18 protein-coding genes and 2 tRNA genes are annotated in these 21,801 nt (G+C 60.1%); 3 read left to right on the top strand and 17 right to left on the bottom strand.

Annotated features, from left to right (window positions below):
• Window positions 1-23 precede the first annotated feature (23 nt).
• Window positions 24-1,985 carry a CocE/NonD family hydrolase gene (locus KW842_RS13275; protein WP_218304569.1) on the top strand — a complete coding sequence of 654 codons (1,962 nt, stop codon included), beginning with the start codon at window positions 24-26 and terminating at the stop codon, window positions 1,983-1,985.
• A gap of 3 nt (window positions 1,986-1,988) precedes the next feature.
• On the opposite strand, the gene KW842_RS13270 is transcribed toward KW842_RS13275, so the two are convergent.
• From KW842_RS13270 to KW842_RS13260, 3 genes are all read right to left on the bottom strand, one after another.
• Window positions 1,989-2,402 carry a DUF6691 family protein gene (locus KW842_RS13270; RefSeq protein WP_218304568.1) on the bottom strand — a complete coding sequence of 138 codons (414 nt, stop codon included), beginning with the start codon at window positions 2,400-2,402 and terminating at the stop codon, window positions 1,989-1,991.
• The gene (locus tag KW842_RS13265; RefSeq protein WP_218304567.1) at window positions 2,396-2,806 is read right to left on the bottom strand and encodes a YeeE/YedE family protein; all 411 of its coding nucleotides are present in this window, start codon (window positions 2,804-2,806) and stop codon (window positions 2,396-2,398) included. Before KW842_RS13265 ends, KW842_RS13270 begins: the two co-directional genes overlap by 7 nt.
• Window positions 2,807-2,908: 102 nt before the next feature.
• A complete protein-coding gene (locus KW842_RS13260; RefSeq protein ID WP_218304566.1) occupies window positions 2,909-4,531 on the bottom strand; it encodes a methyl-accepting chemotaxis protein in 1,623 nt (540 codons plus the stop codon).
• Window positions 4,532-4,800: 269 nt separating this feature from the next.
• Between KW842_RS13260 and KW842_RS13255 the strand changes: the two genes are divergently transcribed.
• On the top strand, window positions 4,801-5,109 hold the full coding sequence (locus KW842_RS13255) for a hypothetical protein (protein WP_218304565.1): 309 nt from the start codon (window positions 4,801-4,803) through the stop codon (window positions 5,107-5,109).
• 29 nt (window positions 5,110-5,138) lie between these two features.
• Here KW842_RS13255 and KW842_RS13250 read toward each other — a convergent pair.
• The 6 genes from KW842_RS13250 to KW842_RS13225 all read right to left on the bottom strand — a co-directional run bounded on the left by KW842_RS13250 (window position 5,139) and on the right by KW842_RS13225 (window position 10,495).
• A tRNA-Arg gene (locus KW842_RS13250) sits at window positions 5,139-5,215 on the bottom strand.
• Between the two features lie 74 nt (window positions 5,216-5,289).
• Window positions 5,290-5,366: transfer RNA gene (locus KW842_RS13245), tRNA-Pro, on the bottom strand.
• Between the two features lie 73 nt (window positions 5,367-5,439).
• A complete protein-coding gene (gene glmM / locus KW842_RS13240; RefSeq protein WP_218304564.1) occupies window positions 5,440-6,789 on the bottom strand; it encodes a phosphoglucosamine mutase in 1,350 nt (449 codons plus the stop codon).
• A gap of 23 nt (window positions 6,790-6,812) precedes the next feature.
• Complete coding sequence (gene folP, locus KW842_RS13235; RefSeq protein WP_218304563.1) at window positions 6,813-7,652, bottom strand: dihydropteroate synthase; 840 nt, start codon at window positions 7,650-7,652, stop codon at window positions 6,813-6,815.
• A 67-nt stretch (window positions 7,653-7,719) separates the two neighbouring features.
• The gene (gene ftsH, locus KW842_RS13230; protein WP_218304562.1) at window positions 7,720-9,603 is read right to left on the bottom strand and encodes an ATP-dependent zinc metalloprotease FtsH; all 1,884 of its coding nucleotides are present in this window, start codon (window positions 9,601-9,603) and stop codon (window positions 7,720-7,722) included.
• A gap of 196 nt (window positions 9,604-9,799) precedes the next feature.
• On the bottom strand, window positions 9,800-10,495 hold the full coding sequence (locus KW842_RS13225; RefSeq protein WP_218304561.1) for an RlmE family RNA methyltransferase: 696 nt from the start codon (window positions 10,493-10,495) through the stop codon (window positions 9,800-9,802).
• A gap of 43 nt (window positions 10,496-10,538) precedes the next feature.
• Here KW842_RS13225 and KW842_RS13220 point away from each other — a divergent pair, with 43 nt between their 5' ends.
• The gene (locus KW842_RS13220; RefSeq protein WP_218304560.1) at window positions 10,539-11,003 is read left to right on the top strand and encodes a YhbY family RNA-binding protein; all 465 of its coding nucleotides are present in this window, start codon (window positions 10,539-10,541) and stop codon (window positions 11,001-11,003) included.
• A 34-nt stretch (window positions 11,004-11,037) separates the two neighbouring features.
• On the opposite strand, the gene KW842_RS13215 is transcribed toward KW842_RS13220, so the two are convergent.
• From KW842_RS13215 to KW842_RS13180, 8 genes are all read right to left on the bottom strand, one after another.
• Window positions 11,038-11,517 (bottom strand): DUF4149 domain-containing protein, encoded by a 480-nt coding sequence (locus KW842_RS13215; protein ID WP_218304559.1) that lies wholly within the window; start codon window positions 11,515-11,517, stop codon window positions 11,038-11,040.
• Window positions 11,517-11,993 (bottom strand): transcription elongation factor GreA, encoded by a 477-nt coding sequence (gene greA, locus KW842_RS13210; RefSeq protein WP_161014536.1) that lies wholly within the window; start codon window positions 11,991-11,993, stop codon window positions 11,517-11,519. The genes KW842_RS13215 and greA overlap by 1 nt, the downstream gene beginning before the upstream one ends.
• A 100-nt stretch (window positions 11,994-12,093) precedes the next feature.
• Window positions 12,094-15,312: a carbamoyl-phosphate synthase large subunit gene (gene carB / locus KW842_RS13205; protein WP_218304558.1), complete on the bottom strand. Its 3,219-nt coding sequence runs from the start codon at window positions 15,310-15,312 to the stop codon at window positions 12,094-12,096.
• Window positions 15,313-16,482 carry a glutamine-hydrolyzing carbamoyl-phosphate synthase small subunit gene (gene carA / locus KW842_RS13200; protein WP_218304557.1) on the bottom strand — a complete coding sequence of 390 codons (1,170 nt, stop codon included), beginning with the start codon at window positions 16,480-16,482 and terminating at the stop codon, window positions 15,313-15,315. It lies immediately after the preceding gene.
• A 211-nt stretch (window positions 16,483-16,693) separates the two neighbouring features.
• Window positions 16,694-17,104, bottom strand: a complete 411-nt coding sequence (locus KW842_RS13195) for a heme-binding protein (RefSeq protein ID WP_218304556.1) — start codon at window positions 17,102-17,104, stop codon at window positions 16,694-16,696.
• 13 nt (window positions 17,105-17,117) lie between these two features.
• On the bottom strand, window positions 17,118-18,041 hold the full coding sequence (locus KW842_RS13190; protein WP_218304555.1) for a patatin-like phospholipase family protein: 924 nt from the start codon (window positions 18,039-18,041) through the stop codon (window positions 17,118-17,120).
• Window positions 18,042-18,109: 68 nt separating this feature from the next.
• Window positions 18,110-19,570, bottom strand: a complete 1,461-nt coding sequence (locus KW842_RS13185) for a hypothetical protein (RefSeq protein ID WP_218304554.1) — start codon at window positions 19,568-19,570, stop codon at window positions 18,110-18,112.
• A gap of 46 nt (window positions 19,571-19,616) precedes the next feature.
• Window positions 19,617-21,794 (bottom strand): glycoside hydrolase family 36 protein, encoded by a 2,178-nt coding sequence (locus tag KW842_RS13180; protein WP_218304553.1) that lies wholly within the window; start codon window positions 21,792-21,794, stop codon window positions 19,617-19,619.
• Between the last annotated feature and the right edge of the window lie 7 nt (window positions 21,795-21,801).

Here is a 21,801-nt window from a genome sequence, read left to right as displayed (position 1 = left end):
CTCCCACTTTAGTTCTGGATCACATGAAATTGCGATTGACTGCCCTCGCCTTGTCCATGCTGCTCGGCGCCACCAGCGCCCAGGTCAGCGCCGCCGAGGCTGCCGCTCCCAAATGGAGCTTGCGCGAACACTACACCAAGTACGAATTCCGCATCCCGATGCGCGACGGCGTGAAACTCTTCACCGCCGTCTACGTGCCCAAGGACGCCAGCAAGCCCTATCCTTTCCTGGTCCAGCGCACGCCGTACAGCGCCGGCGTGCAGGCAGACGGCCAACTACACTACGGCGTGGACTTCTACCCCGAACACATCGGCCCGTCGCAACAGTTTGAGGACAGCGGCTACATCTTCGTCAAGCAGGATGTGCGCGGGCGTTATATGTCCGAGGGCAAGTGGCAGGAAATGACGCCGCACATCAATCCCAAGCGCGCCAAGGGCGAAGGCAATGAGAGCGAGGACATGCACGACACCGTGGAATGGCTGCTGAAAAACGTCGCCAACAACAACGGCAAAGTCGGCATCCTGGGCATTTCCTATCCCGGCTTCTACACCTCGGCCAGCATCATCGATTCGCACCCGGCGATCAAGGCCGCCTCGCCGCAGGCCCCGGTGACCGACTTGTATATGAACGACGACTCCTACCATGGCGGCGCCTTCATGCTGGCGGCAAACTTCGACTTCTACTCGGCATTTGTCGAGGCGGACAATCCAACGCCGCTGCCCAAGACCTGGGAGCGCTTCGACTACGGCAGCGCCGATGGCTACGAATTCTTCCGCAAGCATCTGACGCTGGGCAACATCCTCAACACGATGACGGCAAAACAGCGCGCGTTGCTGCAACCGACCATCGAGCACAGTAGCTACGACGAATTCTGGAAAACCCGCAACATCGCCGCGCACCTGAAAAATATCAAGGCCGCCGTGCTGACCGTGGGCGGCTGGTACGACGCCGAAGATCCGCAAGGCCCGCTGACCACCTACGCCAGCATCAAGCGCAACAATCCTGGCATCTACAACGGCCTGGTGATGGGTCCGTGGGTGCACGGCGGCTGGGCGCGCGGCGAAGGCAAGCGCCTGGGCTACGTCGATTTCAGCAGCAAGACTGGCGAGTATTTCCGCAGCAAGATCCAGTTCCCGTTCTTCGAGCAGCACCTGAAAGGCGTAGCCAACAAGGACGCCACCGAAGTGCACGCGTTTGAAACCGGCAGCAATGTCTGGCGCAGCTATGCGGTCTGGCCGCCAAAGCAGGCGCAAGCGCGCACGCTGTATCTCGGCCCGAACGGCACGCTGAACTGGAAACAGCCGGCCGCCGGCGATGCCTACGATGAATATGTGGCCGATCCGCGCAAGCCGGTACCGTTCACCGCCTATCCGACGCTGGGCGTGCCGAAGGAATACATGGTCGGCGACCAGCGTTTCGCCTCCACCCGGCCGGATGTGCTGACCTACCAGAGCGAGCCGCTGGAGGATGATGTCACCTTCGCCGGACCGGTCAAGCCCAAGCTGTTTGTCTCCACCACCGGCACGGATGCCGACTGGGTGGTGAAGCTGATCGATGTCTACCCGCCTGAGTATCCACTTGGCGAGGGCGAGGAGCGACGCGGCGGCGATGTCGGCAAGCCATCACTGCCGATGGCCGGTTATCAGCAGCTGGTGCGCGGTGATCCGCTGCGCGGCAAGTTCCGCAACGGTTTCGATAATCCGCGGCCGTTCACGCCGGGCAAGGTGGAAACCGTCAGCTACAGCATGACCGACATCAATCACACCTTCCGCCGCGGCCACCGTATCATGGTGCAGATCCAGAGCTCCTGGTTCCCGCTGGTGGACCTGAATCCACAGACGTTTGTGGATATTCCGAAGGCCAAGCCTGAGGACTTCCGGAAGGCGACGCAGCGGGTGTACCACGCGCCGTCCATGTATTCGGGCATCGAGGTGCAGTTGTTAACAAATTCTGTGGATAAGCTTGTTAACAAACGACAAGACTGATAGTTAAGTATCTGTTTTATTGGAAGTAAAGCGGGCTGCGTATTTTCTGCGCAGCTCGAATAAGCCCATGCCAGCCAGCATGGCGGCCACAAACAGCACGGCCTTCGGCACGCCCATCCCCAGTCCGACCAGCGCCGGCCCAGGACACAATCCGGCCAGCCCCCAGCCAGCGCCAAACATGGCCGCGCCGATGATCAGCGGACGATCAATCCGGGTCGCCGTCGGTAATAAAGTATTGCGATGCTTTTTCGCCCAGCGAAAGGCAAAGAAACTCGTGCCAATAGCACCGGCCATAACCCAGGCCAGCGATAAATCAGTACCACGCAGAAAAGCCAGCACATTGGCTGGATTCGCCATACCAGAAACAATCAGGCCGAAGCCAAATATCAGGCCAGCCAGGAGAGATAAGATCACCATGCGACGACAAAACCTACGGCCATGAATACCAGCGTAGCTATGATAGAACGGCGCGACAAACGCGATATTCCACAGACGCCATGGCCGCTGGTACAGCCGGAACCATAGCGGCTGCCAAAACCAACCAGTAATCCAGCAAGAATAATGGTGAATGAATTCGCTTCAACCTGAATAGATGGCAAAGACCACAGTAAAGCGTAGACAATTGGCGCGGCAATTAATCCGCCAATAAATGCCACACGCCAGCCTATATCATGGCGATGCGGCTTAATCAAACCGCCGAGTATCCCGCTAATCCCGGCAATGCGGCCAGTGAATATAACGAATAATGCGGCAGCAAGGCCGATCAATACGCCGCCAGCCAAGGCGGCGGCAGGAATGGAAACGATGGAATCAACAGACATGTGGCGCTCCTCAAGCCCGGCATCACAGTGCGGGCTTGGAGAGTATGCCAGAAATGAGTGGCATCACGCCAATTTTTAGCGCAACACCAAGGAACTACGGGCTTAGCCGTTCACCACGCGCAGGCTGGTGCGCGCTGGCGCCGGAGCAGCTTGCCTCGGCAGCTCGGAAATCGTGGCGGCGTCCAGTTTAAATTGACCGACAATTTCATTTAAATGTTCGGCCTGGTCTTTTAATTCATGCGCAGCCGCGCCGGCTTCTTCCACCAAAGCGGTATTCTGCTGCGTCATGCCATCCATTTGACCTATCGCCTGGCTGACTTCCTGAATACCGACGCTTTGTTCTGCGCTTGCATGGCTAATCTCAGCCATTATCTCGGTCACCCGGCGTACGCTGGCAACCACCTCATGCATGGTAGTACCGGCTTTTTCCACCAGATCCGAACCTGCGCCAACTTTTTGCACAGAATCGTCGATCAGCGATTTAATTTCTTTAGCAGCTTGAGCAGCACGTTGCGCCAAAACACGCACTTCACTGGCCACGACGGCAAAACCCCGGCCTTGTTCACCAGCGCGCGCAGCCTCTACTGCGGCATTCAAGGCCAGAATATTCGTCTGGAAAGCAATCCCGTCAATCACCGAAATAATATCGACGATTTTCTTGGATGAATCATTAATCGATTCCATGGTATCGGTGACCTGGCGCATTACTTCCCCGCCCTGCTCCGATACTTCCGATGCCGACTGCGACAATTGATTAGCTTGCTGCGCATTGCTGGCGTTTTGTTTGACCGTGGAGGTTAATTCTTCCATCGCGGTCGCTACGCGTTCCAGCGACTGTGCCTGCTGTTCGGTACGCTGTGACAGATCCACATTGCCGTGCGCAATGTCATTGGAGGCGTGGGTGATCGCCTCAGTGCCATGACGCACTTCACTGACGATGCCGGCCAGGCTGTCGCGCATGCTCTTGATCGCAAACAGCAAGCTATCCTTGTCCGATGGCGCCAGATGCACGGTCACGGCCAAATCGCCCTTGGCGATACGGCTGGCGATTTCCGCCGCGTACGCTGGCTCGCCGCCCAATTGTTTCAGCAGCACGCGCTTGATCAGGCCGGCAATCACCACACTCAGCACAAACGCCACCACCGCCAGCGCCGTGACCAGGCGCTGGGCGCCAGCGGCATAATCTTCCACCACGGTGGTCGCAGTTTCAGATTCTTTCTGCGCGGCCTTCACCAGCACCGACATATCTTCCACGATGCGGCGGCGCAGCGGGCTGCACTCATTGACCAGGAAACGGCCGTATTCCGCCATCTTGCCCGACTCGCGGAATTTGCGTGGACGATTCAGTTCGTTGGCCATGGCCAGCAAACCTTCTTTGACCTTGGCGAATTGTGGATCATTGGCATAGGCCGGCGCCATTTTCTCGACTGCGGCCAGGTAAATCGCCTTTTGCTCATCGACGATATTCAATTCCTTGGCGGCTTGCGCGCTGTCCTCAAAGATATAGGCGTTGCGGGCGGCCAAGCCAGTCTGCGCCAGCGCCTCACGCGCCACATACAGCGGCTCCAGCTTGTCGGAGGAAATCCGGTTCTCCTCCTGGAAGGCCTTCGACAGCGACGACACGCGCACCACCGAAAACACCGCCAGCACCAGCATCAGCGCCGTCAGCATGCCAAAACCCAGCGATAGCTGAGTGCCGATTTTTAATTTTTTGAACGAATCCATTTGACGCTCCTGAGAATGGGCAAAGTCGGGCTAACAACCAGGCTCGCGGACGCGGGGCGAAGAAGGGACAATGTGTCGGGGCGGGGACGAAGAAACTGAGGAAGGACCGGCTAAGGTGTGGGCGGCGCTTCAGGATTGAGTGCTTAGCCGATACTATGCCTCAAAAGATTCCTTAAATCAATAAAAATTACACTATCAACATGAAATGATGCTAAATCGCCGCGCAACTTTGCAGAATCGGTCATGCGCCAATTCGCTACAATGATGGGATGTCGAAAACGCCCAAATTCCCCGGCCCGCTGACCGCGCGCGGCGCAGTACTGGCGGTGCTGCTGTCGGATGCAGACCAAACCGGCGCCGAGCCACTGCAAGGCCGCACCTCGCTCGCCGCCATCATCAAAACCTTGAAGCGCAAATACCATTGGCCCATCGAGTCCAGCAGCTTCCCCTCCAACGCCGGCGACGGCCGCGCCACCTGGGCGACGGTCTACATCCTGCCAGCACCCGTGGTCGAGCGCGCATTGAACAACGGCGGCCGCGCGTGGCTGGAGCGCCGAGCGGGCGCAGGGCGAGGATGATTCAGAAGAATGGCGCTAGGTGCTTTTAGTGGCCTGCCCAGCTGGGTTCGAACCAGCGACCCCAAGCTTAGAAGGCTTGTGCTCTATCCAACTGAGCTATGGGCAGAGAATGAGACGCCGCAGGAATCTGCGGCGGAAATGAAAAACGGGCTGTCTTTCGACAACCCGTTTCCGAGATTTTGGTCGGAGTACAAGGATTCGAACCTTGGACCCCCTGGTCCCAAACCAGGTGCGCTACCGGGCTGCGCTACACTCCGAAGACCAGTATTCTACTAGCACTCCCTTATAACGTCAATCAAAGCAGTCGATTTATATTTCACTGCCAAAACATCAGGCAGCCAGCTTGGCTTCGACCTTGTCGGCGATACGGCGCGCCATCGATTGTGCGGCATCAGCATCGCGCGCTTCGACCATTACGCGGATCAGCGGTTCGGTGCCCGAGGCGCGGATCAGCACCCGGCCGCTGCCGCCCAGCTCGCTTTCGACCTTTTCCTTTTCGGCTACCATGGCGGCGTTCTTGGTCCAGTCGAAGCCTGGCGCGACGCGCACATTGATCAGCGTTTGCGGGAAGATGGTCAGGTCGGCGCAGCATTCTTCCAGCGATTTGCCGGCGCGCTTCAGTGCCGACAGCACTTGCAGCGCGGAGATGATGCCGTCGCCGGTGGTGTGCTTGTCCAGCGCCAGCAGGTGGCCCGAGCCTTCGCCGCCGAGGTTCCAGCCTTTTTCCTGCATCACTTCCAGCACGTAGCGGTCGCCAACCTTGGCGCGGGCGAAGCCGATGCCCTTCTCTTTGAGCGCCACCTCTACCGCCATATTGGTCATCAGCGTGCCGACCGCGCCCGCTACCGGGCCGGTGGCGAGGCGATCCATCACCATCAGGTACAGCAGCTCGTCGCCGTTGTACAGGCGGCCGTTGGCGTCGCACATGATCAGGCGGTCGGCGTCGCCATCCAGTGCGATGCCGAGGTCGGCGCCATGTGCCTGCACGGCGGCGGCCATGGCTTTCGGCGCGGTGGCGCCGTGTTCCAGGTTGATGTTGAAGCCGTCCGGCTTGTTGCCGATGGCGATCACTTCCGCGCCCAGTTCATGGAATACGTGCGGGGCGATGTTGTAGGCGGCGCCGTGGGCGCAATCGACCACCACCTTCAGGCCGCGCAGGTCCAGTTCGTTCGGGAAAGTGCTCTTGCAGAATTCGATGTAGCGGCCCTGGGCATCGTCCAGGCGCTTGGCACGGCCCAGTTTTTCCGATGGCACACAGTTGATCGGCTGCTCCAGCTCGGCTTCGATGTCGAGCTCGACCGCGTCCGGCAGCTTGGTGCCCTGGGCCGAAAAGAATTTGATGCCATTGTCCTGGAACGGGTTGTGCGACGCCGAGATCACGACGCCAGCCGACAGCCGCAGCGCGCGTGTCAGGTAGGCAATCGCCGGGGTCGGCATCGGACCGGCCAGCATCACGTCGACGCCGGCGGCGGAGAAGCCCGCCTCCAGCGCCGCTTCCAGCATATAGCCGGAGATGCGGGTGTCTTTACCGATCAGCACGGTTGGGCGGGTATTGCCGCTGCGCTTGCTGGCCAGCACCTTGCCGGCCGCGTAGCCGAGACGCATGACGAAGTCAGGGGTGATGGGTAATTCGCCGACCAGACCGCGAATGCCGTCAGTACCGAAATATTTACGTGCCATTGTGTTTGCTCTTTAAGTCGTTGTTATTGTGCTGCGTGCCATACTTTGAGGGCATCGACAGTCTCCGCCACATCGTGCACACGCACGATCAGCGCTCCCTGCGCCACTGCCGCCAGCGCACCGCCGACGCTGCCCGCCATCCGTTGCTCAACCGGCTTGCCGGTCACCGCGCCCACCATCGATTTGCGCGACAGGCCGGCCAGCAGCGGCAGATTCAGCTCGCCAATCAGACGCGAAGTGGCTTTTAGCAAGGCATAATTATGCTCCACAGTCTTGCCAAAGCCAAAGCCGGGGTCGATGCATAGTCGACGTGGATCAATCCCCGCCGCCAGCAATGCCTCCGCCCGCGCGCGCAAGAAGCCGATCACCTCGTCCACCACATCGCTGTACGACGGCGCCAGTTGCATCCCCTGCGGTTCGCCCTGCATGTGCATGATGCACAGCGCGCAGTCGCTGTCGCGCACTGCGTCGATGGCGCCGGGGGCGCGAAAACCATTGATGTCGTTGATCATGTCGACGCCCGCAATGATGGCTTCGCGCATCACTTGCGGCTTGTAGGTATCCACCGAAATCGCCGGGCCCATATCGCGCACCGCGTACAGCACAGGCATGACGCGCTGCAGCTCGTCTTCCAGCGATACCGGCGGCGCGCCCGGACGGGTCGATTCGCCGCCGATGTCGATGATGTCGACGCCGTCCTCAATCATCTGCTCGGCGTGCTCCAGCGCGAACTCCAGCGCATGGTGCTGGCCGCCGTCCGAAAACGAATCCGGCGTCACATTGAGGATGCCCATCACGCGCGCACGCACGCCCTGCCCCCGCCACGGGAAATTGAAACGGCCAAACTGTAAGGTGGATTGCATGTGGTTCTGAAAATAAAAAGGGCGAGGATTGCTCCTCACCCTTTGTGGTTGATGCTGTTCTGCGTGCTTAAGCCGGTGCGGTCACGCTAGGCGATACACCGCTGCCGCCGTCGCCAGGAGGCTGTTTGCGGATCGACACGCCGGCTTTCGGCGGGCGCGGCTCCAGGCCGGCCATGATGTCATTGATCTGGTCGGCATCGATGGTTTCCCAATCCAGCAGCGCCTTGGTCATGACTTCCACTTTTTCGCGGTTGTCTTCCAGCAGCTTGCGCGCCAGCGCATATTGCTGGTCCAGGATGTTACGGATTTCAGCGTCGACCTTCTGCTGCGTGGCTTCCGAGATGGTCTTGTTGCTGCCACCCATGAAGCCATCGTTCTGCGAGTCTTCATACACCATCACGCCCAGCGCATCCGACATGCCGAACTTGGTGACCATCGAGCGGGCCAGCTTGGTAGCGCGCGAGAAGTCGTTGGAAGCGCCGGTCGACATCTGGCCGACGAAGATTTCCTCGGCAATACGGCCGCCGAACAGGATCGAAATCTCTTCCAGCATCTTGTCCTTGTAGCCCGAAATATTGTCGTGCTCCGGCAGCTGCCAGGTCAGGCCCAGTGCCCAGCCACGCGGCATGATGGTGACTTTGTGCACCGGATCAGCCTTTGGCAGCAGCTTGGCGACCACCGCATGGCCAGACTCGTGGTAGGCGGTATTGCGGCGCTCTTCCTCGCGGATGACCATCGATTTACGCTCAGGACCCATATAGATCTTGTCCTTGGCATCTTCGAAGTCAGCCATGTCGACCAGGCGCTTGGCGCGGCGCGCGGCAAACAGCGCAGCCTCGTTGACCAGGTTGGCCAGGTCGGCGCCCGAGAAGCCAGGCGTACCACGGGCCAGCAAGTCGGCTTTAACGTCGGTGCTAATCGGCACTTTACGCATGTGCACATTCAGGATCTGTTCACGGCCACGGATGTCCGGCAGACCCACAGTGACTTGACGGTCGAAACGGCCCGGACGCAGCAGCGCCTTGTCCAGCACGTCGGCACGGTTGGTCGCGGCGATGACGATCACGCCGGACTGCGCTTCAAAGCCGTCCATTTCCACCAGCAGCTGATTCAGCGTCTGTTCGCGTTCGTCATTGCCGCCGCCCATGCCGGCGCCACGGTGGCGGCCTACTGCGTCGATCTCGTCGATGAAGATGATGCAAGGCGAATGCTTTTTGGCGTTCTCGAACATGTCGCGGACGCGGCTTGCACCCACACCGACGAACATTTCCACGAAGTCCGAACCGGAAATCGAGAAGAACGGCACTTTGGCTTCGCCGGCAATGGCGCGCGCCAGCAGGGTTTTACCCGTGCCTGGAGGACCGACCATCAGCACGCCGCGTGGAATGCGGCCGCCCAGTTTCTGGAATTTGCTCGGGTCTTTGAGGAAGTCGACGATCTCGGCGACTTCTTCCTTGGCTTCGTCGCAGCCGGCCACATCGGCCAGAGTGACGGTGTTATTGGTTTCGTCCATCATGCGCGCCTTCGATTTGCCGAAGGAGAACGCGCCGCCCTTGCCGCCGCCCTGCATCTGGCGCATGAAGAAGATCCACACACCGATCAGCAACAGCATCGGGAACCAGGAGACGAACACCTGCGACAGGAACGAAGGCTCCTCAGGTGGTTTAACGTCGAAACGGATGCCGTTGTCGCGCAGATCGCCGATCAGGCCGCGATCCAGCACAGTGGCGGTGGTGCGGACTTTGGTGTCGTCGCTCTTGGTGGCGGTAATGGTGCCGCCTTCAATCACGACGTCCTTGATGCGTTTGGCTTTCACATCATCCAGCAAATCGGAATAAGCGATAGGTTTAGCACCACCGGCTACGCCATGGCTGTCAAACTGCTTGTACAGCATAAGCAGCAGCAGTACCACGACTACCCAGATGGCTGATTTGGAAAACATGTTATTCACGAAAACTCCTTGGATGCGAGACGCATCGATAAACCTGGCTGAAATTCGATTTTACTCGCAATAAGCAGGCGTTGCCAGAAACCTGCCGTGCGCCAGTCAAAAACCGGCTGAAAAGCACCTTATTTGACCCAAATCATGCTGCAATCCAGGCAAAAACGGCATTCCTTGCGTGAATATAAGGGTTATTGAGCCAATATCAAGGGTGCCAGCCGTCCGAATCGAGCGGTTGCGCCGATGCCATGCCGGCGTCGGTCGGATTTTTCAGGCCACGGCCGAGCAAGAATATCTCGGACGACTTGTCGCGGCTGGCTTTGGGTTTCTTTTGCGTCACTGTTTTAAATTCGGCACGGAATTTATGCACGATGTCGTTAAACCCCATGTCCTTAAAACATTTGACCAGCAGCGCGCCGCCAGGTTTCAAATGCGCCTGCGAAAACTCGATGGCCAGGTCAATCAGATGCTCCATGCGGGCGGCGTCGGAATCGTGGATGCCAGACAGATTGGGCGCCATATCCGATAGCACAAGGTCAACTTTCTGCCCCTGCACCACCGCTTCCAGCTGTTGCAGCACTTCCATTTCGCGGAAATCGCCCTGGATGAAATGGAAATCGGCGATCGGCTCCATCGGCAGCATATCCAGACCGATCAGCGTGCCATTGATGCCGCCGCCCTCCTTGCCCGCCAGCTTGCGGCGGACGTACTGGCCCCAGCTGCCCGGCGTGCAGCCGAGGTCGACAATGACCTGGCCGGGCTTGATCAGCTTCTCGTCCTCGTCAATCTCTTTCAATTTGAAAGCCGCACGGGCGCGATAGCCCTCTTTCTGGGCCAATTTCACGTACGGATCGTTAATATGGTCGTGAATCCAGTTTTTGTTTAATTTGTTCTTAGCCATTCGCGTAGAATACTGCCTTTAAGGAACCTACTAAAATAATTTTATGATCAAACTTACCCCCGCCGAGCGCAGTGCCCTGCGCGCCGAAGCCCATGGCCTGAATCCGATCGTCATGATCGGCGCCGACGGCCTGACTGCCAACGTCCTCAAGGAAATCGCGCTGGGTCTCGACTCCCACGGCCTGATCAAGGTACGTGTATTTGGCGACGACCGCGAAGCGCGTATCGCCATGTACGAAACCATCTGCGAGCAGCTGAAAGCGGCGCCGGTGCAGCACATCGGCAAACTGCTGGTGCTGTACCGTCCGAAAGTGGAAACGGAAAAAGCCCGCAGCTCGTCCGGCAAGGGCATGCGCGAAGTCACCATCGTCAAGGCCAGCGCCAGCGGCACCAAGCGTCCGTCGGTGACCAAGGTCCTGCTGAAGGGGAATGAACGCGTGACCCAGGGCGGCAACATCAAGCGCGCCAAGGCACGCCAGAAGTCAACCAAGAAAACCGCACTGAGCTAAAGTTACAACGGGGACCATCAGGTCCCCGATTTTTTTACTGCTTCACCACCAGCCACGCGGCCAGCAGGCTTTGGATCAGGTAGATCGTGCTGGAAATCCCGTGCAGGATGCCGAATTCATTCTTGGCGGCGCCCTCCATCACGCCGCCAGCGCCGGCAGCCGCGCGCAGCCCCGCCATCATCGGCTGCAAGCCGAAGTGCGACACCAGCGTGCACGCCAGCATCACCACCACCACAATCAGCAGATTACGGCGCGACTTGGCGGCCATATTCGCCGCCGGACCGGCAAAGATGCCGCCAGTGCTGGTCTGGGTTGCCGCCAGCAGCACCAGCATCAGCAGCGCGCAGGCGATCGACAGCCAGGCCTGGTTGGCAAACAATTGGCCGGCCAGGGTGCCGGCGAGCACGCGATCACTCAGCGTGGCGAACAGGGTCGGTGCGGCCAGATAGCCCACCGCCCATAAACTGCCGGCCCACAGGGTCGCGACCAGCAAACGTGTGCGCGCGAGTAACATCAGACGTAACGCACTTCCAGAATCTCGTATTCGCGCGGGCCAGACGGCGCCTGCACTTCCACCACGTCGCCGGCCGACTTGCCGATCAGCGCGCGGGCGATCGGCGAAGTCACCGATACCTTGCTCAGTTTCAGGTCGGCTTCATCGATGCCGACGATCTGGTAGCTGACTTTGGCGCCCGACTCCAGGTCTTCCAGGTCCACGGTTGCGGCAAACACCACGCGGCCTTCCGCGTCCAGCGTGGTCGGGTCGATGATTTGCGCGGCGCTCAGCTTGCCCTCCAGTTCCGCGATGCGGCCTTCCACGAACGCCTGGCGTTCTTTGGCGGCATCGTACTCGGCGTTTTCCGACAGGTCGCCATGCGAGCGTGCTTCGGCAATCGCGTCGATCACGATACGGCGTTCTTTGGTCTTCAACTGGTGCAACTCTTCTTTCAAGAGCTCGGCGCCGAATTTGGTAAGTGGAACTGAAGTCATGTTGTCTATTTACTCTGTTATTACAATGGAAAACCACAGAGGCCGCGCCAAACTGCCAGCGCGAGCTCTGTGGTCCGGGTACTACCTAAACCTATAAACCTTAGTGTAAGGTTTTATGCAGCCCTTGTAAATCGTACACTTGCAATTCGTCGAGATGACGAATCCCTTCGACCGCCGCTTCCGCGCCAGCGATGGTGGTGTAGGTAGTCACACGCGAAGCCAGCGACGAGGTACGGATGGCGCGCGAGTCAACAATCGCATTGCGCTTCTCTTCCACCGTGTTGATGACCAGGACGATTTCATGGTTCTTGATCATGTCGACGATGTGCGGACGGCCCTCTACGACCTTGTTGACTGCGGTGACCGGAATGCCGGCCGCCGAAATCACCGCCGCCGTGCCCTTGGTGGCCGCCAGCGTGAAGCCCATGTCGACCAGGTCGCGCGCCACTTTCACAGCGCGTGGCTTGTCCGAGGATTTCACCGACAGGAACACCTTGCCCGACTTCGGCAGCTTGACGCCGGCGCCCAGCTGCGACTTGACGAAGGCTTCACCGAAGGTTTTGCCGACACCCATCACTTCACCGGTCGATTTCATCTCAGGGCCGAGGATGGTGTCCACGCCCGGGAATTTCACGAACGGGAACACGGCTTCCTTGACGCTGTAGTAAGGCGGCACCACTTCAGTGGTGATGCCCTGCTCCGCCAGCTTCTGGCCGACCATGCAGCGCGCCGCGATCTTGGCCAGTTGCAGGCCGGTCGCTTTCGACACGTACGGCACGGTACGCGATGCGCGCGGGTTCACTTCCAGCACGTAGACCACGTCCTGGCCGTCCTGTTTCTGAATCGCGAACTGCACGTTCATCAGACCGACCACGTTCAGGCCCTTGGCCATCAGCGAAGTCTGGCGCTTCAGTTCATCGATGGTCTCCTGCGACAGCGAATACGGTGGCAGCGAGCAGGCCGAGTCGCCCGAGTGCACGCCAGCCTGTTCGATGTGCTCCATCACGCCGCCGATGAAGGTGGTGTCGCCGTCAGAGATGCAGTCGACGTCGCACTCGATGGCATCGTTCAGGAAACGGTCCAGCAGCACTGGCGAATCATTCGACACCTTGACCGCTTCGCGCATGTAGCGCTCCAGGTCGCGCTGCTCGTGGACGATTTCCATCGCACGGCCGCCCAGCACATAGGAAGGACGCACCACCAGCGGGTAGCCGATTTCCTGTGCCAGCGCCAGCGCGTCCGCTTCGGTGCGCGCGGTGCGGTTAGGCGGCTGGCGCAGACCCAGGTCTTGCAGCAGCTTCTGGAAACGCTCGCGGTCTTCGGCGGCGTCGATCATGTCCGGCGAGGTGCCGACGATAGGCACGCCGTTGGCTTCCAGGTCCAGCGCCAGTTTCAGCGGGGTCTGGCCGCCGTACTGGACGATCACGCCAACCGGTTTTTCCAGCTCGACGATTTCCAGCACGTCTTCCAGCGTCAGCGATTCAAAGTACAGGCGGTCCGAGGTATCGTAGTCGGTCGACACGGTCTCCGGATTGCAGTTGACCATAATGGTCTCGTAGCCGTCTTCGCGCATCGCCAGCGCGGCGTGCACGCAGCAGTAGTCAAATTCGATACCCTGGCCGATACGGTTAGGGCCACCGCCCAGCACCATGATCTTCTTCTTGTCGGTCGGGTTGGACTCGCATTCCTCGTCGTAAGTCGAGTACATGTAAGCGGTGTTGGTGGCGAATTCCGCCGCGCAGGTGTCAACGCGCTTGTACACCGGACGGATGTCCAGCGAATGACGGTATTTGCGCACATCGGCCGGCGTGGTTTGCAGCAGGAAGGCCAGGCGGCGGTCCGAGAAGCCCTTCTGTTTCAGCTTGTACAGCGTGGTCTTGTCCAGCTGTTCCAGCTTCTGCGTGTCCATCCACAGTTCCAGGTCGACGATCTCTTTAATCTGGATCAGGAACCATGGGTCGATCTTGGTCAGCTGGTGCACTTCTTCCAGCGTGAAGCCTTGCGCGAACGCGTCGCCCACGTACCAGATGCGTTCAGGACCAGGCGCGCCCAGTTCCTCTTCGATCTTCTCGCGGTCCTTGGTTTTTTCGTTCAGGCCATCCACGCCCACTTCCAGGCCACGCAGCGCTTTCTGGAAAGATTCCTGGAAGGTGCGGCCGATTGCCATCACTTCGCCGACAGATTTCATCTGCGTGGTCAGGTGGTGGTCAGCGGTCGGGAACTTCTCAAAGGTGAAACGCGGGATCTTGGTCACGACGTAGTCGATCGAAGGCTCGAACGAGGCTGGCGTTGCGCCGCCGGTGATCTCGTTGCGCAGTTCGTCCAGCGTGAAGCCCACGGCCAGCTTGGCCGCCACTTTGGCGATCGGGAAGCCGGTGGCTTTCGACGCCAGCGCCGAGGAACGCGACACGCGCGGGTTCATCTCGATGACGATCATGCGGCCGTCTTTCGGGTTGATCGAGAACTGCACGTTGGAACCGCCGGTGTCGACACCGATTTCACGCAGCACCGCCAGCGAGGCGTTGCGCATGATCTGGTATTCCTTGTCGGTCAGCGTTTGCGCTGGCGCCACGGTGATCGAGTCGCCGGTGTGCACGCCCATCGGGTCCAGGTTTTCGATCGAGCAGATGATGATGCAGTTGTCCGCCTTGTCGCGCACCACTTCCATCTCGTACTCTTTCCAGCCCAGCAGCGATTCTTCGATCAGCAGCTCATTGGTTGGCGAGGCTTCCAGGCCGCGTTTGCAGATCGCTTCGAATTCTTCTTCGTTGTAAGCGATGCCGCCGCCGCTGCCGCCCATGGTGAAGGACGGACGGATGATGGTCGGGAAGCCGACTTCCTTTTGCACCGCCCACGATTCTTCCATCGAGTGCGCCACGCCGGAACGGGCGGAACCCAGGCCGATCTTGGTCATCGCGTCCTTGAACTTGGAGCGGTCTTCGGCCTTGTCGATGGCTTCCGGGGTCGCGCCGATCAGCTCAACCTTGTACTTGTCCAGCACGCCGTTGCGGTGCAGGTCCAGTGCGCAGTTCAGCGCGGTCTGGCCGCCCATGGTCGGCAGGATCGCGTCCGGCTTTTCCTTGGCGATGATTTTTTCCACGACTTGCCAGGTGATCGGCTCGATGTAGGTCACATCGGCCATTTCCGGGTCGGTCATGATGGTTGCAGGGTTGCTGTTGACCAGAATGACTTTGTAGCCTTCTTCGCGCAGGGCCTTGCAGGCCTGGGCGCCGGAATAGTCGAACTCGCAGGCCTGGCCGATGATGATCGGGCCAGCGCCAATAATCAGGATGCTTTTAATATCAGAACGTTTTGGCATTTATTTTTTCTCCGTAGCTTCCATCAGGCCGATGAAGCGGTCAAACAGGTAAGCGACGTCAGTCGGGCCAGGCGATGCTTCAGGGTGACCCTGGAAGCAGAAGGCCGGGGTGTCGGTGCGGGCGAAGCCCTGCAGCGAACCGTCGAACAGCGATACGTGGGTCACGCGGCAGTTGGCCGGCAGCGTGGCTTGATCCACCGCGAAACCGTGGTTCTGCGAGGTGATCATCACCTGTTTGCTGTCCAGGTCCTGCACCGGGTGGTTGGCGCCGTGGTGGCCGAATTTCATTTTCAGGGTCTTGGCGCCGGAGGCCAGGCCCATGATCTGGTGGCCGAGGCAGATGCCGAACAGCGGAATCTTCTTCTCCATGAACACCTTGGCGGCGGCAATCGCGTAATCGCACGGCTCAGGATCGCCAGGACCGTTCGACAGGAACACGCCGTCCGGATTCAGCGACAGCACTTCCTCGGCGGTGGTCTGGGCAGGCACCACGGTGACTTTGCAGCCGCGCGCGGTCAGCATGCGCAGGATGTTTTTCTTGACGCCGAAGTCGTAGGCGACCACATGGAACTTCTGGTCGGCTTCGGCCAGCTTGCCGTAGCCTTCGCCGAGCGCCCATTCGGTTTCGGTGTATTCGTACTTGTCCTTGACCGACACCACCTTGGCCAGGTCCATGCCGGACAGGCCGGGGAAGGAACGTGCCAGGTCCAGCGCCTGCGACACCGACGGCTCGTTGCCCTGGGTGCCGGTGACGATGGCGCCGGATTGGGCGCCCTTCTCGCGCAGGATGCGGGTCAGCTTGCGGGTATCGATACCGGCGATGGCGACGATGTTCTCGGCCTTCAGGTAGTCGGCCAGCGACTGGGTGGAGCGGAAGTTCGACGCGATCAGCGGCAGGTCACGGATGATTAGACCGGCGGCGTGCACTTTGGTGGACTCGACGTCTTCGGTATTGATACCGTAGTTACCGATATGGGGATACGTCAGGGTGACGATCTGGCGGCTGTAGGAAGGATCGGTCAGGATCTCCTGATAGCCGGTCATGGAAGTGTTGAAGACCACTTCACCGGTCGTATGGCCGGCGGCGCCGATCGAAAAACCTTTGAAAATGGTTCCGTCAGCGAGGGCCAGTATGGCTGGAACGGCGGGGCCAGAAAAAAATGGCGGCAAGGGCAACTCCTGATAAAGTTACCGTAGCTGCGCCACGTCAGACGACCGTCAAGCAACCCAGGCCACGCATGCGCCGGGGGTGAGGGTCAGATTGATGATGGATTGAGTGGTAGTCGCTACGGTAGAGATGTGATTTGGCTAAACCTTTGAATTATAACCAAATCCGCCCTGCTTGGCAAGGCCGTCGGCGTTGCACCGGCGGCCCCTTTTTTTAATTCAGCGCGGCAATGCCGGCCTTTGCAATTTGTGCATCTTCGGCCGATTTGACGCCGGAGACGCCGACCGCGCCGATGACGTGGCCGTCGACGATGATCGGCACGCCGCCTTCCAGCATGCCGTCGGTCTGTGGCGATGGCGCACTGAGGAAGGACACGCGGCCGTTGTTGATCATGTCTTCATAGACTTTCGATTCACGGCGGCCCAGCGCGGCCACGCGCGCCTTGGACGGGGCGATATGCGAGGACAGCGGATTGGCGCCGTCATTGCGTTGCAGCCACAGCAGGTGGCCGCCGTCGTCGACAATGGCGATCACCACGGCCCAGTTATTGGCAACAGCTTCCGCTTCGGCGGCAGCTGCAATTTTCTTGACGTCGGCCAGCGACAGATAGGGCTTGGTTTGCATAGAACTTCCTTGGTTACGGTTTGCGTTTTGCTTCGAGTTTTGCTTTGATCTGCGCCATCACCTGCGCGGCGGCCTGCTCGCCGGCCAGCACCGCCTGATTGCGGCCATTGAAATCATTGCTGGCCATCTTGCCGAGCGGCGGCGTGATGACGATGTCGGCGTCGCGCAGCTCATATTCATTGATGCGCTGGCCCATGATGGAGAAAGTCTGCATGATCACATCCAGCGAGCTGACAGTAGCCTGCACATCGGCCTGCGTGGAGATATTGACGGCAATGACGAAGTCCGCGCCCATGTCGCGCGCAAAGCGCACCGGCACCGGCGCCACCAGGCCGCCATCGACGTAGGTATGGCCGCTGATCGCCACCGGCTGGAAAACACCCGGCACCGCCGACGAGGCGCGCACCGCCATGCCGGTATTCCCGCGCTGGAACAGGATAGGTTTGCCATCCTTCAGATCGGTGGCCACGGCGCCGAATGGAATCTTCAGCTTTTCCATCGGCTGGTTGTTGACTGCCTTGTTGACGTAAGCCTGCAGCGCCTCGCCTTTCAGCACGCCGGTCGATTTGCGGAACAGCGGCAAGGCCCAGTCGGAAATCTGCGCCTCGTCCATCTCCATCGCCAGCTTTTGCAGCTGGAAGCCGGTATTGCCGGCCGCGTACAGCGCGCCGACCACACTGCCCGCGCTGGTGCCGACCACGATGTCCGGATAAATGCCCTGCGCCTCCAGCGCCTTGATCACGCCTATGTGCGCAAAGCCGCGCGCCGCGCCGCCGCCCAGCGCCAGGCCGATCTTGATCTTCTTGGGTGGCAGCGGCTCAGGAACAGGCGTCGGCTGCAAGACTGGCGTTTCCGCCACAGGAGGCGTTTTGCAGCCGACCAGGGCGGCTGCGGACAGGATGGCAAAACTGGCAAGGGCAAGACGGCGTGAAAGCATGAGCGATGTATAAGCTGAGATAAGCCCACAGATTGTACACCGCCTTGCACCACCCTACGCCAGACGCCTCACTGGGGACCAGCAGCGCTGCCGTATTCGTCCGCGCCCAGGTCGATAATGCCCTCGATACGCGCCTGGCCATTCATATCCTGCGTACCGTTCAGCGGAATCGAACCGGAAGGGAAATAGCGCGTCCACAGCGGCGAACTCCAGTTGCTCAGCGCCACGCCGGTCGCGCCCACATTGATGGCTGGCGAGGTATTCAGCAAATTCAGATTGCCGCTGGCCGGCGCCGTGTAGCGCGGATCGGCCACCACCCGCGTGCCCGGCAGACTATTGGCGCTGGAATTCGCCCCCCACCACAGATTGATGCCCCATACATTATTCGTGTTGCCGCTGCCCTCAACCAGATAGTTTTCCGCCACCGTACCTTTGCCGGAGAAGATGTTATTGCTGAAGCGCGAATCAATCACTTTGTACTGCAACACCACCTCCGTGCCCCAGCCCTGGTTCTTGTAGAACGAGTTGTTATGCACATTGATGCGGCGCGCCTGGCCTGCGCTGGAAGAATAGCCGCCCAGGGACAAGCCAGCTTCCTTGTTTGCGTAGACGAAGTTATTGATCATCAGGATGTCTTCGGTAGCTTTGCCGCTATGCTCACTGGCAAACTCGAAGCCGATGTCGTTGCCGGTCGAGATATTGCGGTCAAAGATGATATTGCGCCCGCCATCGACATAAAAGCCACCGGCCGAGCCTTCGCCGCCATACCAGGGATTACTCGCGCTGGAATTGTTCACCGCACGGTTGCCACGCACCAGGCCATTGCGCACCCGGTCGTTCTCGCCGCAACCGGAGCACTCGCCTTCATAACCGATGAAGTCAAAGCCGATATTATTATTGTCATGGACGTTGTTATTCAAAATCTCGAAGCGGTCCACATTGCCATTGATGACCAGCGCCTCGCTGGCCTGCAGCACGTTCTGATACACCTCGTTCCCCTGCACCAGCAGATCGGTCACGCCAGTGGCGTTCTTGCCGAACACCGCCAGGCCGTGCGCCCCAACCGCGCATGGGTCCTTGCAGGTACTGGTGTTCTTGATGCCGTGGATCTTGTTGTTGACGATTTGCAGATTGGAGCCATTGCCCTCAATCAGAATCCCGACCGGCGTATTGCTGCCGCTCGACGTCAGGCCGGTGACATCAAAGCCCTCCACCCGCACGTAGTTGGAGTTCTTGATGGTGATCAGCCCTTCGCGGCCGGCCGGCGTCAGGCCGCTGCCGCTGAGGATCACGCCGGTATCCGCCTTCAGCGTGATGAAGGCGGTGGCGCTACCGGACTTCGCGGAAATCAGCACCTTCTGCGCATAGGTGCCGGCCAGCACCCGCACCGTGTCTCCCGCATTGGCGGTATTCACCGCTGTCTGGATCGACTGACCGGGACTGACCGTGATCGTGACGGCGTGCGCCGGGGACACCAACAGACCTGCAAGCACACTCGCAGCTGCGGTGAAAGCTTTTACATAGTTCATAGGCTATTCTCCAGATAGAAAATCAACGCATCGGGCCACGCCCGCCTTACACCCGCACCGCCTCCAGCAGCAGCGCATGTTCAAAGCGTAGTGTCAGGCGATTGCGGCCGCCCTCCACTTCGCCGACATCCTTGCCATTGACGTAATCACGCAAACGCCAGCGCCCCGCGCCCAGGCCGCGTATCTCAACCGGGCCGTTCCAGCTCGGCGCATAGAAAGCGAAATACATCCTGTCGTCCTTTTCGACGACATGGGTTTCCGGCTTATCGAAGCCGATGTCATACAGCTCGCCGCGATACACGCCTTTGGCCAGCATCTTGTCGCGATAAATGCCGATCCACTTACGCCACTGGACCTCACGCTCCGGCGTCAGCAGGAAGCTATCCTTCGGTTTGGGATCAACCGGCCAGGTGAATTTGGTCGACAGCACCGCGCCGATGCCGATGGTCGAGGCGAAATCGTCGCCGCCGTCGCTCAGTTCGACGTGATCGCCGGCGTAAGGGGCGGAGCGGCCCATCAGCGCCTTCAGCGTCTTGCCCTTGTGCCGCACCTGCCATGACGACAGCGGGTCCGCCGCCGGCGCCTGGTTCATATAAGGAAAATTGTGGAAGGCATATGAGGTGCCGCATGGGCACAATTCGATCACCGCGTTTGGATTGACTTCGCGTGCGGTGTCGTACACCACCTTCCAAAAGTCTTGCAGCTTCTCGACCGACTCTTCCGGCCGCGCGTGCTTGTGGGCGGGATTGTGGCAAGGCGCCACGCCGTTCAAATGCTGGCCGTCGATCTTGATGCCCTGATAGCCCCACTCGCCGAAAATCTTGCGTATCCACTTGCGCGTCATCTCGATGGTCGGCTCGTAGGCCGGACACAGGTAGAAGCTGTTCCACCAGCTGATCAGCTGTGGCGCGCCTTCCTTATCCAGCAACAGCATGTCGGTATGGTCGTGCAGCAGGTCCGAGCCGGGATCCACCGCCAAAGGCGTGATCCACAGCCGCGCCTTCAGGCCGGCGTCCTTGATAGACGTGACCAGGCCGCGCATGTCGGCTTCGCCGTTAGGGAATTTTTTGCTATCCAGCTTCCAATCGCCTTCGTTGTTTTGCCAGCCGTCGTCCAGCACCGCCCATTCCAGGCCCAGCTCCTTGGCCTTTTGCAGCGTACCGACCATCAGCGGCACGGTGAAGTCGCGTTCATAGCCCCAGGCGCACCAGATCGGTTCGTAGGATTCGGCCGGTGCGTCCGGTGCGCGCAGGCCGCGCTCCGCCATCGCCTGCCGGTATTGGTCCAACGCGGCGAAATAATCGCCTTTGTGCAGCGCCAGGAAAGTGTCCATGGTGTCCAGCGTCTCACCCGGTTGTAACGTGGTGTCTGCGTTGAACTCGACCGCGATTGCGGCGCCACCGGCCACTGCGCGCACTGGTAATGCGATCAGGCGCGGTACGGTGTCCAGATGCCCCACTGCCAAACCGCACTCGCGGTTCCAGACATCCGCCGCCGGCGTGCCGCTGCCGTAGTCCGAAGCATTCATGCCCATGAAATTACGCTGCTCGAAGCCGGCAACCAGCGGCTGTATCCAGTCGCGCCGGTCTGGATGGGATGCGCCCGAGAAGGTCCAGAATTCCGCCTTGCGGCCAGCCGCCGGGCGCAGCGTGTGGGCGCTGTTCACCCACTCCGCAATCGCTAGCGGCTTGTCGCTGGCATTGCGGTAGGAGGTACGAATCACGGCAAAGCCGGGCAGACGCTCATAGAAAGTCACCGCCACCGCTTTCTCAACGCCCTCCTTGGATTTTCCGCTCAGGCGATGCCGTACGCCTGGTCCATGCGGGCCATCCACGCGGTCGGCCGCCTGCGACGACAAGGTAAAACGTTCGATCCAGCGGCCATTGGCGGCGTTGGCGGCATTGGCGCTGGCCGCAACCACGGCGGCATTGATGCCCGCGCCATTGGCGCCGTCTGCGGCATTGGCGGTATTCAGCAGGCGCAGACGCTCGCTCGGCGCGAACGCTGTCACGGCGGCCGGGCGCGGCCCCAGGCGCGATACCACACGGCATTGCAACTGGCTGTCGAATTCCAGCGCCATGGCGGCGTCGCCGATGCGCGCCACGTCCTTGCCCCTGGCCGCCGGCGCGACCGCCGCACCCGCTTCGACCACGGTGGACGCTACAGCCGTTCCGGCCAGCCATTGCAGCAGATTGCGCCGGCGTTGGTTGTGTTGGTGTTCCATCTGTCTC

This window comes from Duganella sp. sic0402 (assembly GCF_019219065.1).
In the GTDB taxonomy this organism is placed as follows: domain Bacteria; phylum Pseudomonadota; class Gammaproteobacteria; order Burkholderiales; family Burkholderiaceae_D; genus Rugamonas.
Note: the sequence above shows the minus strand (reverse complement) of the source record. Positions and strands in the feature narration are given on the sequence as shown.